13 protein-coding genes are annotated in these 13,142 nt (G+C 58.0%); 5 read left to right on the forward strand and 8 right to left on the reverse strand.

Annotation, left to right across the window (positions count from 1 at the left end; all coding sequences use genetic code 11):
* The first annotated feature begins 102 nt into the window (after positions 1-102).
* Positions 103-645, forward strand: coding sequence for a GNAT family N-acetyltransferase (locus BLV41_RS19580; protein ID WP_074713478.1), 543 nt, complete (start codon positions 103-105; stop codon positions 643-645).
* Positions 646-814: 169 nt separating this feature from the next.
* On the opposite strand, the gene BLV41_RS19585 is transcribed toward BLV41_RS19580, so the two are convergent.
* From BLV41_RS19585 to BLV41_RS19595, 3 genes are all read right to left on the reverse strand, one after another.
* Positions 815-1,324, reverse strand: coding sequence for a GNAT family N-acetyltransferase (locus BLV41_RS19585; RefSeq protein WP_074713479.1), 510 nt, complete (start codon positions 1,322-1,324; stop codon positions 815-817).
* A 97-nt stretch (positions 1,325-1,421) separates the two neighbouring features.
* A complete protein-coding gene (locus BLV41_RS19590; RefSeq protein WP_074713480.1) occupies positions 1,422-2,168 on the reverse strand; it encodes a formylglycine-generating enzyme family protein in 747 nt (248 codons plus the stop codon).
* A 121-nt stretch (positions 2,169-2,289) separates the two neighbouring features.
* Complete coding sequence (locus tag BLV41_RS19595; protein WP_074713481.1) at positions 2,290-2,898, reverse strand: TetR/AcrR family transcriptional regulator; 609 nt, start codon at positions 2,896-2,898, stop codon at positions 2,290-2,292.
* A 142-nt stretch (positions 2,899-3,040) separates the two neighbouring features.
* On the opposite strand from BLV41_RS19595, the gene pdhA reads away from it, so the two are divergent.
* The 3 genes from pdhA to BLV41_RS19610 are packed head-to-tail and all read left to right on the forward strand — an operon-like array spanning position 3,041 to position 6,444.
* Positions 3,041-4,141 (forward strand): pyruvate dehydrogenase (acetyl-transferring) E1 component subunit alpha, encoded by a 1,101-nt coding sequence (pdhA, locus tag BLV41_RS19600; RefSeq protein WP_083361010.1) that lies wholly within the window; start codon positions 3,041-3,043, stop codon positions 4,139-4,141.
* Positions 4,138-5,133, forward strand: a complete 996-nt coding sequence (locus BLV41_RS19605) for an alpha-ketoacid dehydrogenase subunit beta (RefSeq protein WP_074713482.1) — start codon at positions 4,138-4,140, stop codon at positions 5,131-5,133. Before pdhA ends, BLV41_RS19605 begins: the two co-directional genes overlap by 4 nt.
* Positions 5,134-5,148: 15 nt before the next feature.
* Positions 5,149-6,444, forward strand: coding sequence for a dihydrolipoamide acetyltransferase family protein (locus tag BLV41_RS19610; protein ID WP_083361011.1), 1,296 nt, complete (start codon positions 5,149-5,151; stop codon positions 6,442-6,444).
* A 200-nt stretch (positions 6,445-6,644) separates the two neighbouring features.
* On the opposite strand, the gene BLV41_RS19615 is transcribed toward BLV41_RS19610, so the two are convergent.
* The 4 genes from BLV41_RS19615 to BLV41_RS19630 all read right to left on the reverse strand — a co-directional run bounded on the left by BLV41_RS19615 (position 6,645) and on the right by BLV41_RS19630 (position 11,232).
* Entirely contained in the window at positions 6,645-7,625 is a 981-nt protein-coding gene (locus tag BLV41_RS19615; RefSeq protein ID WP_074713484.1) for a GNAT family N-acetyltransferase, read from the reverse strand.
* Positions 7,626-8,308: 683 nt separating this feature from the next.
* Positions 8,309-8,992, reverse strand: a complete 684-nt coding sequence (locus BLV41_RS19620) for a DUF4166 domain-containing protein (protein WP_074713485.1) — start codon at positions 8,990-8,992, stop codon at positions 8,309-8,311.
* Between the two features lie 2 nt (positions 8,993-8,994).
* Positions 8,995-9,798, reverse strand: a complete 804-nt coding sequence (locus BLV41_RS19625; protein WP_074713486.1) for an SRPBCC family protein — start codon at positions 9,796-9,798, stop codon at positions 8,995-8,997.
* 186 nt (positions 9,799-9,984) lie between these two features.
* The gene (locus BLV41_RS19630) at positions 9,985-11,232 is read right to left on the reverse strand and encodes a hypothetical protein (protein ID WP_074713487.1); all 1,248 of its coding nucleotides are present in this window, start codon (positions 11,230-11,232) and stop codon (positions 9,985-9,987) included.
* 429 nt (positions 11,233-11,661) lie between these two features.
* Between BLV41_RS19630 and BLV41_RS19635 the strand changes: the two genes are divergently transcribed.
* The gene (locus tag BLV41_RS19635) at positions 11,662-11,913 is read left to right on the forward strand and encodes a hypothetical protein (protein ID WP_083361012.1); all 252 of its coding nucleotides are present in this window, start codon (positions 11,662-11,664) and stop codon (positions 11,911-11,913) included.
* A 74-nt stretch (positions 11,914-11,987) separates the two neighbouring features.
* Here the strand turns inward: BLV41_RS19635 and BLV41_RS19640 are convergent, their stop codons facing one another.
* Entirely contained in the window at positions 11,988-13,130 is a 1,143-nt protein-coding gene (locus BLV41_RS19640) for an IS30 family transposase (RefSeq protein WP_425284302.1), read from the reverse strand.
* Between the last annotated feature and the right edge of the window lie 12 nt (positions 13,131-13,142).

Genomic DNA, 13,142 nt, shown 5'->3' on the forward strand with positions numbered 1-13,142 from the left:
CTCCCATAGGCGACTAACCCACATCCTCGGTCGGAGGTCTCCGCGGTCCCGTATACGGAATGCTGACTGGGATTGTCCAAGGTTCCTCACTAGAATCCTCAAATGATCACTGAAACGAAGCGCTTGCTCCTAGATCGCCCGACGAGTGAAGACGTCGCCGGCTTGCATTTGATTTGTAGCGATCCGCGGGTTTGGGCTCATTTCCCCAGCCTTCGACATACGGACACTGAACAAACACGCGTGATGCTAGATCAATGGATTCTCTCGTGGGATCGTGATGAACTCGGCACCTGGGTGGTGAGGCAACCCGGAAGCCAGACGATCATTGGCTACGGTGGATGCTCAATCAAACAAGACACATTTTGGAATCTGGGATACCGCTTCGCCTACGACTCACAGGGCCAGGGCTTTGCCACCGAGCTCTCTCTCGAGGCCGTGAGACAGGCCAAGGCTAGCCGCCCGGATCTTCCAATCGTCGCGTACCTGCTCGCACACAATTTGGCTTCTGCTCGTGTGGCAGAAAAAGTGGCCCTCGCCCTCGTTCATCAAAGCATTGATGCTGGCAATCCTGACCCCACTGCTATTCGGCTTGCCTACGCTGATCGCCCCTTGAGCGCAGAAGAACTGTCAGAGGTCATGCAATAACGAACCACGCATAACCCCGTCCGTATAGATAGGTACCGGTGTAGGCGATCCGCGGAAGCAGCGTTCAACATGCAAATGGGGGCAGGGCACAGGACCTTTGAAAATTGGAACTCTCCAGATAGCCGCAAAACGTTCCACAGGGGGACCTCCTTCGGTCGCTTGGTGCTTGCTAGGATTTCCAGCGGATCTCTATACCGTCCGTCAAGCCTGTCGGATGAAGCCCTTGGTTTCGTGCGACGCCCATGGAGGCGTGATGCTCAGGATGTACGTATGCCTCGAGACCAGTCACGCCTTTAGAATGCAACCAATTGGCCATCGCCCTGACGCCTTCGGATGCTATCCCTTGGCCCTGGTGGGTGGGTGAAATTACCCAGGCAATGTTGGCGACCACCTCGGACGCTTTCCGCTCTAAAGTTGCTTGAACGAACCCTACTGGCGCGCTGCCACCTATTGGTTTCACAATCCAGTTGAACCAACCCTGGGACCGGTCCTCGGATTGTCCGAATGTCTGCAACGTGTAGCGGCGGTGGAGCTGTTCAAGCGAGGGGGCTTCGCCTCCGGTGTATTCGTACAGGGAAATGTCGGCCAAGACTTCGACCATTTCTGGCGCATGTTCCACCGAGAGCGGCTCCAGGCGTAGACGCTCAGAGGTGATGGATTCAATCTTTGGCCAGGTCATGTGTCGATCATGACAGATCGGTCTGGACTGTACGCAAGCCGAACCTCCTGTGGGACACCCGCCGCCGTGTATATGGGCTGGCCTGCATTGGTCAGCCTCAGTATCGCCGGGGCGTCCACCCGGATGGCAGCATGCCAGTGATCTTTCCCCGTTCAGAATCAGCCTCGGCTGACCAACCTTGCGCTGCCTGTGCATCATCGAAGGCACCCCGTGCCATGCGCAGGCCAAGATCTGGGTGGCTCATCCCAGGCGCACCACCGCGGCGCGTCGAAGCCCGCACGCTCCACGACTTATCAGCAAAACCTCCCCCGCGGAAGACTCGGTAATCGTCGTAGCGGGCCGGATCGAGTAAATCCCAGCACCATTCCCAGACGTTTCCAAGGGTGTCGTGGAGTCCGAATGCATTGGGTAGTTTTTGACCAACTTCTTTCGGGTTCTCTAGCTTGTCATTCGCTGTCCACCCAATGGCATCGAGGGGGCCATAATGTGGCCCCACTGTGCCAGCGCGGCACGCGTATTCCCATTCGGCTTCGGTGGGGAGGCGGTACCCGGAGGCGTTGGTCTGCCAAGTCACCTCGCCTGCCTCGAAGATGTATGCAGGGGCAAGACCTTCATTCATTGACGCTGCATTGCAAAACTTGATGGCTTCCAACCAATTGATATCTACCAGAGGTGCTTGGGAGCCTGTTTCGCTATTACCCATCAGTTGCGCGTACTGCGCCGTGGTGACGGAGGTGGCCCCGATCTCGAATGGTTCCAGATGGACGGTCCAACGGTGTTTCCGTCGTGCATCGTGCAATTCCACTTGTCCGGCCGGCAGCGGACGAAGGTCAAAGGTAGGCATTCCACAATGCTCCCATGCCGTCCCGCAAGGCGGTCCGGCAACGGCCGGTCGGGTCGCTCAAAGCATGGACGGCAACGAGGTCGTTGGGGGTTGTCCGCAGGGGAACCTCCTGCGGGACGGCTTAGGCAGTTGACAATCCGAGTGCCCGGAGCGCTTCCGCAGCATGCTTGCTGGCTGTTTCTCTGTCAGGAGCGGGGGCTAGCCCGAGGAGGCGCTGACGATGCTTTTCGCCAAGAAGCAGGCTGAACACGGTCTCTGACATGAAAGGCATTTCGGTTTGCGGCACTGATCGCGGCAGGCTCGCGGCTATGGACTCCATGTAGCCAAGGGGTCCACTGGCATAAAATGCTGCGGAGAGAGCCGGAAAGTGCACAGCTTCGGCGATCATCAGCCTGTGCAATCCCACGGCTTGGTCAGAGTGGAGGGCATGGACGATTTTGGTACAGATATCTTCCAAGGATTCCCCCGATGATTTGCTGCGGGTTACAGTGTCGCGGCGGAATCGTTCAATGACGGCCGTGAAAACCACTGCCTTGTCACCGAAATACGAATAGATAGTGCGTTTGGTGACCTGGGCTGCGGTTGCCAGCTGGTCGACAGTGGTTTGTCCGTAGCCGTTGCGGATGAACAGTTCAGTCGCGGCGTCGAGGATGGCCGTTTTGCGTTCTTCCCGTTCATCCTCACTGGGTCGGCCCTTTTTTCGGCTGCCGGTGGTGTGTTTTTCGTGCATGGTGTCCTTTGTGACGGAGCTGGCTGCGAGGTGCTGCTACTCCCATTCTATAATGATACGATCTAGTTTCATTCAGCGATTGTTGCCATCCATAGATAATCAGGATTCATTGGCTCCAAGAGAGCGAAGGAAGGAGACCTCCATGAGTTCCCCCCGTGTGAAGAATCGACCTAGTACCACAACATCACCAGCAGTCCAGATCGATTCCCTGGAACCTAAGAGATTGCTGGATTTCTATCGTCAGATGGTGGAGATTCGACGCTTCGAGGAAAGAGCGGCCAGAGCCTACACGCAGGCCGAAATAGGTGGCTACTGCCATCTGAACCTTGGCGAGGAGGCGACGGTGGTGGGTTTGATGTCCGCACTGGAATCAAGTGACTATTTGTTTACGAATTACCGCGAGCATGGGTACGCGCTTGGCCGGGGTATCGCTCCGGGCCGGATCATGGCCGAGCTGTATGGGAGGTCCGACGGCGTCTCCAAAGGTTGGGGCGGTTCTATGCACCTCTTCGACATGGAATCACGGCTGTTGGGCGGTTACGGCATTGTTGGTGGGCAGATTCCACTGGCAACCGGAGCTGCATTGGCCATTGACTATGCTGGCGGGTCGGAAGCGGTCATGTGCATCATGGGGGAAGGCACCACAAATATTGGCGCCTTCCACGAATCCCTGAATATCGCCGCATTGTGGGGGCTGCCCATTGTGTATGTCGTCATTAACAACGGTCTTGGCATGGGCACCACAGTGGAGAAATCGTCGGCAGAGCCTGAGATCTACAAGCGGGCCGCCTCGTACCGCATGGCTTCGACCCGGGTGGATGGCAACGATCCCCTCGCCGTGCGGGAGGCTGCACGAGCTGCACTCGCCAGTGCTCGCGCCGGAAAACCTTTCTTGCTGGAAACTATGAGTAAACGCTTGCGCGGACACTCCGTCGTCGACCCGGCGAAATACAGGACTCCAGCAGAGGCCGCGGCTTTAAAGGATGCTGACCCTATTGCTGGATTCGCTGCCAAGCTCGGTGCCAGCGGGCTGTTGGGAGAGGACGACATCGCCCGCATTGATGCGCAAGCAATCCTGTTGGTCCAAGAGGCGGTGGACTTTGCCGAGGCGAGCCCACACCCCTCAGTGCAGACTCTTTTCGACTACACCTACGCCTCACCCGTACCCAACGACTCCCGGCGGCTACCCGGCGAACCCTTGTTTGGGTCGTCCGCTTACCCTCAGACAGGACAACAAGCATGACAATCATGACGTACCGGCAGGCGTTGCATGACACGTTGGCGGCAGAAATGCGCCGTGATAGCGACGTATTCCTGATCGGAGAGGAAATTGGGGTGTTTGAAGGCGCATACAAGATCACTCAAGGGATGCTGGCAGAGTTTGGCGAGAAGAGAGTGCGGGATGCTCCCATCGCCGAAGAAGGATTCACCGGAGCAGCCATTGGGGCAGCCATGCTGGGGTTGCGTCCGGTGGTGGAGATCATGACCATCAATTTCTCCCTCATCGCACTTGACCAGATCGTCAATCATGCTGCCAAGATCTACGGCATGTTCGGCGGACAGGCCAAGGTGCCCTTGGTGATCCGGACACCCGGTGGAGGCGGTCAGCAATTGGGGGCGACGCATTCCCAAAACATTGAGCTCTTCTACGCCTTCATTCCTGGCATGAAAGTGGTGGCTCCCAGTAGTCCGGCCGATGCCAAGGCTCTGTTGTTGGCCGCGATCCGTGACGATGATCCGGTGCTTTTCTTGGAAAACCTTGCGCTGTACAACACCAAGGGCGAGGTCCCAGACGATAACACGACCGCGGAGATTGGACGGGCCGCCGTCACCAGGCAAGGAGCTGACATCACCGTTGTCTCTTACTCGAGGATGGCCGCCGTCGCCCTTGACGTGGCAAAGCAGCTCGCGGAAAGCGACGGAATCGACGTCGAAGTGGTGGACCTGCGCAGCTTGCGTCCCCTTGACCGGGAAACAATCATTGCCTCGGTCAAAAAGACCCACTGTGCCGTCGTTCTGGAAGACGACTGGCTGACCTACGGCATTGGTGCCGAGATCGCAGCGACCATTTCGGACGGCGCATTCGACTGGCTGGACGCCCCGGTTCGCAGGGTCGCGATGGCCGAGGTGCCCATGCCCTACGCAAAATCCCTCGAGACCGCTGCCATGCCATCGGCGCAGGACGCAAAAGAGGCTATCCGTCAAACACTTGCCGCTGTGGCCCGGCGCTCTTAAGAGAGAAGGTCTTCCATGATTGAAATTCAGATGCCTCGACTCTCCGACACCATGGAGGAGGGAGTAATCAACGCTTGGCTCAAGAAGCCAGGTGAACTCGTCAAAATTGGTGACATTCTGGTCGAGATTGAAACCGACAAGGCCGTCATGGAACAAGAGGCATATGAAGCCGGAATTTTCCATGCCGTACTTGTTCAGGAAGGGAAATCCGCGCCAATCGGGGCGGCAATCGCGCTCCTGGATGATGGCAAAGACAACGCGCCGGCACCGGTGCAGGCTGTCCCGTCTACACCAAAGGCAGTCTCGGGGCTTGAGCTGGCCACCTCGGCCACGCCAGCACGAAACGAAGAGCCAACACCCGGGCTCAAAGAGACCCCGGTATTAGCTGCTCGAGCGTTCTCCTCACCATTGGCGAGAAGAGAAGCCAAAGAACGACGAATCTCGATTGGACTCCTCACGGGCACAGGCCCTGGCGGAAGAATTGTACGTTCCGACGTGATCTCGGCAGCGCAGATCCAGCCCCCAGCCGCTCCAAGCGACGGAGATGAAGCAACGCACGATGCCGTCAAGACCTCGGCCGGGGACTCGAAAGCCGGTTCGGACATGCTGAGAGCATCCGCCATTACCCCCTTCACTAGCGTCAGGAAAGTCATTAGCTCCCGATTGAGCGAAAGCAGCCGCACTATCCCGCACTTTTCGCTGACATCAGTGGCCGATGTCGAGGAACTGGTACAGCTCCGAGAGAAGATCAATGCCCAGCGTCAGGCCATGGGGCGGTCGAAAATCAGCATGAACGACTTTATCGTGCGAGCCAGCGCCCTTGCCTTGCTGGAACACCCGGGCATTAACGCCTCGTACTCACCAGAGAACGGTGGCCAGAAACTCCTCCACGGACGCATCAACATTGGGGTAGCCATGGCAGTCGAAGCCGGTCTCGTGGTTCCGGTGCTATTGGACGCAGCGCACAAGCCCGCATCACAGCTCGGAACAGAAACAAAATCCTTGGCCGCTGCAGCCCAGGAACGCAAATTGAGCCCGGCCCAACTAAGCGGCGGCACCTTTACCGTGAGTAACCTAGGCATGTACGGAGTGGAGTCATTCACAGCCATCATCAACGCCCCCGAAGGTGCGATCCTGGCTATCGGTCGATCAGCTCCCGAAGCGGTAATCCGGGCCGGCAAGATCGTCATCCGACATCAACTACGCCTAACATTGTCCGCCGACCACCGCATCATCGACGGTGCCGACGGCGCTGCATTCCTGCAAACACTCGTTACGCTCTTGGGCCAACCCCTAAACATCGTCTCGTGACCCTTACCAGACCCGCTCACATGTCATTTCCTGAAGGCGTGGGAACTAAATGCCAGGGGGCTTTCGCGCTGTGATTCCATTTCCGTAAGCCCAACCTCTTGCGGGACGGGTTTTCGTCAAAAGAGTCAGGGCAATAATGCAAAGAAGGTGACTGATCCGGGAAGTCCGGCCCGTTCTCTCAATCAAGGTCCTTGCCACGTCTACTCGGCAGCTGTACGTATTTTCTGGAAGAGCACTTCGGTTTCCACAGGTACGAAACCGATCGCAGCGTTGATCGAGCGCATCCACGTGTTCTGGTCATCGCTGCTTGTTCTCACGAACTGAATATTGCCCAGAGCACGAGCGGAATCTAGGCTGGCCAACTTTACCGCGGCACCCAGACCATGCCCACGATGCTGATTAAGTACAAGAGTCCCCTCGATATGCGCCGGCTTATTCGCGGTATTCGCGGTGACGAGACACGTCCAGGCAGCCACATCGCCATCTGAATCCACGGCAATTGACTCGATGACAGTGGATCTTTGCGCCACCCACAGGTCAATTTCACTCGCGTATTCGGCAGGTGAGACGGTTGTTTCGCTCCAGCCCAGCTCGCCGTTGGGAGCCTCCGCATCCACCAGTCCCTTGAGCTGACCTACCTGCTCGCGGAACCGTTCTGGCACGCCATTGATATAGGTGGATACCGTGTAGCCGTCAATGGCTGCCGGATGGACCAGCCTTGAGGACTGCAGATCCAGTTCTACGACCGTTTCGGTAGTCGCAGCCGTATATCCTAGAGGCCCGACGAAGTGATTTTCGAGAGCCGCAATCTCATCGAGTGTTCTCCGGTAGGCGCTGGTCACGAATCGGGTCGTTTGTTGTGGGCTTTCCTTTTCGGCTGCCCGCACAAGAGCTGTGCCCAATCCACGGCCCTGATGTTCGGGATGTACCCAAGTAAAGATCCAGGTCGTGTCGGGAACATCGTCTGATGTCATGGATGCCGCAAATCCCAGAAGCGTGGTGTGATCCCATGCTCCGATCAGGTGATTGGTCCATCCATCGTTGGCACGCCACCCAAGTGCCCGTGCCTCCGCGCCAATGCCGAGCCAACCCGGACGTGCTTGTTCGTTGGCTGCGCACTCAATGAGGTAGGCATTGGACAGTGCTCCGTCATCGGATATGTCCAGGGGGTAGATGCTCATGCTGTCAGCCTATGGTTCGCTCCTGATCAGCCGTGTCTGCCACGCCAATACCCAACTACGCCTTGAAGCCAAGCTGGTCGACCAGCGAAACAGTCACGACGAGGTCCCGCAGGGGAACCCTCTACGGGAACGTCCTGTCTGCTGATCAGCGGGACTGTCCAACGGACTGTTGGAAATGTCCCACGGGGTGTGGGACATTGCCGGGAGCGAGTTCTGACCGTCGGGAGAGGAGCCCTAAACGGGCAGTTACTTCTGAGATTCAGCCCATCGTTCTTCCAATTCCGTCACTAGAGTTGACCCATGGAAGCACACAACGTTGGACCCGCGGCCAAGCGTTACACCAGAATCGTCTGGATTGGGGCCGTGGCGTCCATCTTCATTGGTGGGCTAGTAGCGATACCTCTACGCCTCAGTCCATTCATCACAATGGGGGTTCCGGTACTTATTCTGTTGTTGGTGACCATACCCCTAGGTAGGGCGGCCGCTCGTGAACGCAAACGACGGTCAGACGGAGACTAGAGAACTGTCAAGCAAGTGCTTGAGACGTGGGCCGACTCGCAACCGGAACGCTCAGCGGGACGGCGAGTGCTGCTCAGCGGATCCTCGATGTAGCCGTCGAAGGTAGCCAGCATCCATGGCTGTTGCCTCGCTATTGATGGCAGCGTCAGTTGCAGATGTTGTCTCTACTCCCGTATTTCCTCTCGGACAGGTTTGAGGCCAATAGGTGTTGCCTCGCCGACAGTGGCCGGGAATTGGCATGTAAATTCGCCCTTGTATCCGAAGAGGAAACCAAAAAGCGGGTTCCGCACCTGTACCTGAATTGTGTAAACACCGCGGCTCTCGTCGTAGCTTTCGTAGACATCGGCCGTGCCGGTGCCAATGGCAGGAAAGTCGAATGCCACGGGCCCCTCATAAAACCGCTGCCCGCTCGTTTGCAGGTGCAAGGAACCATCAGGGAGGACTTCCAGAAGTAGGTCCGTGGCAAGGTGCTGGTGGGTGCCAAGGTAGTCCACAATGGCGCCGCGTTTCATGCTGTGCACCATGGTCGCGTCAAATCGGCGTTTTTTGGCGCCCGGCATTTGCAGTGTCCTGATAAAGGTGACGGTAGGGCGCCCAAAACCGTCAATGTAGGGATAATTCTCGATCGTGAACGGAATGTTGGTTCCATGATCTGGAAACAGGATGTTGCGGAAGGCACCAAAGCGCAGAAAAGGCGCCGTCCACCAAGCTCCGCGGCGGACCTCGGAAAAAACGCCTGTCCCCACGCAGGCATAGCCGGCCTCCACATCAACACCGAAGCGTTTCTGCATCATCGGATGCAGGCGATGAAAGTCTTCTCCCAGTTCAATTTCAAAAATGGAGGGCATACCTATTTCTTGTCCTTCGGTTGCTTGGTAGCAATTCCTGCGTTGTCGGGCTCCCGTAGGCCTGCGAGTGTCGAGGGTGCATGTCCTGATCGTTCATCCGGTGCTTTGCGTAGGCATCGCCCGGCCCGTGGGACCGACCAATGAGGCTCGGATACGCAGGCAATCGCGACTGCTGCCGTGCCCAATGCTGCCATCGCTACACTGCGCATAGAGAGTGCCCGGCGAAAGAGCCCAACTGCCACCAGTACGCCGCCTATCCTTGCTCCGGCGTCCAGGAACCAGCGGTTCCGAGAGGTTTGGGGTTCCAGATCAGATTCGGCCCACAAGCGAAGGCGGTCAAAACTTAGTGCCGTTGCCCAGCCAAGCGCCGGGCGGATGATCGGGCTGTCGAAGACCTTCCCCGCCAGACCCATGCCCGGCTCATAGTTGTACCCAGTGATGAACCGGAGCCCGTCCTCCGTGGGGATATACCTCCAGTATCCCGCCCCTGGGCCAATGGGCGAGAGAGGGTCTGCCGTATCAAATTTGAGTACCGAAGTTGCTTGGCCATCGGCTCGTTGGCGGTGTCCCAACGAGGTCCCGGTTCCCTTAATAGTGTGCAGAGGAAGGAGAAATTCATAGCAAAAGCGGACCTGGCGCTGCTCGTCTACGTCGATAGGAATGATGCGTGAGAACCGGAGATCCCAGCGGGGGTGCGCCTGCGGATCCTGGCTCAGCTCCCACACCCGGTCTAAAGAGGCATTAATGCGAATCTCAATGTATAGCGGCTTGTGAGCAGATACGCTTCGCCCCAATCTATTCCCCATCAGATCATCCTAAACCTGGGACAGGAATCTCCTTTGCCGGTCCGACACCGCCGAGTTGTATCGTCCCAAGTATCGGTGACGAGGAGCTAGATACGGCTGTCCACATGGGAACCTCCTGCGGGACAGGTTTGACTTGGTTGGCCGTCGTTGTGATCACCTGGGCTCCTAGCGGCGTTCTTTCCCTACTCAGAGCGATTGGTTGGTAGGTTGCACCTTGGATGTGTCCAGCTTGCGAGATTTTGAGGAACTATGCCCAGAATCGCTCTGTACTGTTGCTTCGCATAGGGGTCGTTCGCCTGGTCGATACACCTCGTAGATGAACTTCGGCTTGGTGGGAGGTGCTATGAGCATCTGAGTGAGTCTTTCTGGCATGAAGTCTGCGAATTGCTCCTTGCCGCTGGGGTCTGCAACGGCCGTGAGCTCTGCGGGTAGCCACTGGGTCGCATCGGGCCAACGTTCGATGATCTCTGGGCTGTCCAGCGGCCCGTCCCCGAAGCTGTGCAGCAATCCTTCCGGGTATTCCTGAATGGTGCCTTGCAGGTGTGGCCGGACGAGGTTGGCGTACAGCGGCGAGAACCAGGACATCCATGTTGGGTGGGTGGTGAGTCCCTGCCAGCGGCCCGTGTTTGTTTTTTGGTGGTACCGGGTGGGATGCGAGGCATAAGTCCATAGTGAGCGTCCGTTCCAGTGCCAGCCGGGGTCCACCTCCACGGTGGTATAGAAGCTGCGCAGTTCGGTGGACACGGCAACGATGAATCGTTCGAAGGCTTTGCGCCACGCGGGTTCCTCCAGGACGGTCCGGTGAATGTTGAGGGAGACGGTCTGTACGTCACCTTGGCGGAAGTAGTCGTCCTGATTTGTGTTGCCGCCGAACACACCGCTGAAGCTGGTGCTGGAGACAGGGAACGTGCCCCTCGCAAATAGGCTGTTGCCGTATTCGCCTGCGAAAGCAGCAGTGAAGGCTGAGTCGCCATCCCTGGCCAGATTCCCCTGCAACGGTTCAAAGGAGCCGAAGCGCGTAGGTACCGCCTCGGGAAGGATTTGCCGGGCTAGGTCTAGGTATCGCTGCGGGAAGTCGTCCGGGACTTCGTCCATGAGGTGGTACCAGCGCACGTCCACCAAGTCGACGATGGTGTCTTTCTCGGGTTTGGCGGCTCGGCGAGTGCTGGTTTTGGGCCAGAGCTCATCCGTCTGGAGATCCATGACCACACCTTGCCCTGCTTTGGCTAGGCGTTTTGCGAACCGGACGGCATGGGGGATGGCGACCGGATCGCTACCTTCGACCAGAATGCTGTACGTGGTTCCTACGCCAAGGACCGAGGCGGTGACCTCATCCGGAATGTCATCCGCTTCGACGTCGTAGGGGCCTTCGAGGGTGGAACAGTAGGCCGCTTTTTTACCGCGGAGCAGGCGCAGGAACTGGGGTCCGGACAAGTCCGTGTCGACACTTTCGTCTAGTTGCAGCCCCGGGGACTCATCGCCACAGCGGTCAAGGCTTCAGGGCTAAGGGCTTCCGGCATGTACACGGCAAGGTCATACGACATGACAACAGGCTAGATGTAGTCACTGCCACATCAAAACCCGAGCACTAGGACGCTCAAAGCGGCGTCGTAGCCCCAACTGGGGTGGACGAGGTGTCCCAAAGCCGGTAGGCACATGGGTCATCGAAACCAGCTCAGCGCCATCGCGACGACTCCGTCAGTCGCGTTCCGCAGGGGAACGCTCTGCGGGACGGCGAGATCCACCAAAGAGGGTGCTAGCTCAAAACATGCAGCATGAGCGGTGATGTTCCCAATTCGCTAATACGCTTGTAGCCTTCAACACATGAGCCAGGCTCGGCGTTCTAAGAGACTTCAACCTAGGATGACGCGCGGCAGTTTCCGCGTCCAGGTTGTTGTGTGGACCGCATGGACTGTATTGCAGCTGATTCTTGTGGTGTTGCGCTTAGCCACCCTTACTGTGTGGGATCTGGGTGACTATTCGTCCATCGCGGGGCTACTTTTGGGCATCGTGAGCCTGACATACCTCTTATATGTTCGTCATCGCGACAGCCACTTCTGGGATGAGGAAGCTGCCGAGCAGGATGATTGGGAACGACGCGGACGGGCACTATGACGCCGATGGTGTGTCGTTCTTACTAGGGGCCAAGATTCCGGACGCTGAGGTGGTCCGTTCAAGGAACGGCGAATTCAATCGGTCGTCGCACCAGAGGGTTTCTCTGCTTCCGATAGTAGCTGTTCCATGGCCTGCGCCGGGGTCCTGCCGCCGAGGATCCTGCGGGGCCGGTCGTTGAGCTCGGTGGCGACTTCCAGCAGCCGCTTCGGTGAATGCACAGATAAATCCGTGCCCTTGGGAAAGTACTGGCGCAGGAGTCCATTGGTGTTCTCGTTGGTTCCACGCTGCCAGGGTGAATGCGGGTCGCAGAAATAGATACCCATTTTCGTCGCCAGGGTAATTCGCCGATGCTGTGCCAATTCGGTTCCTTGGTCCCAGGTCAGCGACTTACGCAGGCGCTCCGGCAAAGCGTTGATGGCCTTCACCAGCCCTTCCCGAACGGCGATGGCACCGTGATCGTGGGGCAGATGGACCAACACCGTGTACCTACTTTGCCGCTCCACCAATGTGGCGATCGCCGAACGACAGTTTGACCCCAGCACCAAGTCCCCCTCCCAGTGTCCCGGCACAGCCCGGTCATCGACCTCTACAGGTCGTTCACGGATCAAGACCATGTCCGGAATCTTGCCAGGTCGATTACCAGCAGATCGCCTAGGTCTCCTGACGCCACGGCCGGTCCTGAGGTGTTGATGCAGGTCAGAACTCAAATATCCGCGCCCCCGCGCATAAAGTGCTTGGTAGATCGTTTCGGGACATACTCGCATCTCGGCCCGGTCCGGGAACATTGCGGTGAGGTGGTCGCTGATCTGCCGGGGACTCCACTTCACACATAGTTTGGCCTGCACCAGATCTGCCAGTTCCACGTCGTCGAACTTACTGCCTTTAGGCCGGCAGCCACGCAACTCGGCCTTCTTCTGGGCCGCATGCGGCGCATACGTCCCACAGCCCCGCCTACCCCTCTCGGTGCCGTTGCGGCGTAGCTCCCTGCTAATAGTCGAGGCAGAGCGGTTCAGCTGCAGCCCGATTGAACGTGCGCTGCCCCCAGCAAGGTGCAGATCAGCGATCCTCAGCCGCTCATCCAACGACAGGTATCGGCCCGAGAGCTCCGGTTTCTTCCGCGGGATCAGCCCGCCAGTTGCTTGCCGCCAACGTCGCCCGGTTCTTCGATCCACTCCTACAGCGTTGCACGCCGCAATCGACGTCGACCCCTGGGCCATCAACACCCAAAA

Source organism: Arthrobacter alpinus (genome assembly GCF_900105965.1).
Lineage (GTDB): Bacteria > Actinomycetota > Actinomycetes > Actinomycetales > Micrococcaceae > Specibacter > Specibacter alpinus.

Coding starts and splice junctions, on each gene's coding strand:
- BLV41_RS19580 (WP_074713478.1), top strand. CDS start 103: ATGATCACTGAAACGAAGCGCTTGCTCCTAGATCGCCCGACGAGTGAA.
- BLV41_RS19585 (WP_074713479.1), bottom strand. CDS start 1,324: ATGACCTGGCCAAAGATTGAATCCATCACCTCTGAGCGTCTACGCCTG.
- BLV41_RS19590 (WP_074713480.1), bottom strand. CDS start 2,168: ATGCCTACCTTTGACCTTCGTCCGCTGCCGGCCGGACAAGTGGAATTG.
- BLV41_RS19595 (WP_074713481.1), bottom strand. CDS start 2,898: ATGCACGAAAAACACACCACCGGCAGCCGAAAAAAGGGCCGACCCAGT.
- pdhA (WP_083361010.1), top strand. CDS start 3,041: ATGAGTTCCCCCCGTGTGAAGAATCGACCTAGTACCACAACATCACCA.
- BLV41_RS19605 (WP_074713482.1), top strand. CDS start 4,138: ATGACAATCATGACGTACCGGCAGGCGTTGCATGACACGTTGGCGGCA.
- BLV41_RS19610 (WP_083361011.1), top strand. CDS start 5,149: ATGATTGAAATTCAGATGCCTCGACTCTCCGACACCATGGAGGAGGGA.
- BLV41_RS19615 (WP_074713484.1), bottom strand. CDS start 7,625: ATGAGCATCTACCCCCTGGACATATCCGATGACGGAGCACTGTCCAAT.
- BLV41_RS19620 (WP_074713485.1), bottom strand. CDS start 8,992: ATGCCCTCCATTTTTGAAATTGAACTGGGAGAAGACTTTCATCGCCTG.
- BLV41_RS19625 (WP_074713486.1), bottom strand. CDS start 9,798: ATGGGGAATAGATTGGGGCGAAGCGTATCTGCTCACAAGCCGCTATAC.
- BLV41_RS19635 (WP_083361012.1), top strand. CDS start 11,662: ATGACGCGCGGCAGTTTCCGCGTCCAGGTTGTTGTGTGGACCGCATGG.
- BLV41_RS19640 (WP_425284302.1), bottom strand. CDS start 13,130: ATGGCCCAGGGGTCGACGTCGATTGCGGCGTGCAACGCTGTAGGAGTG.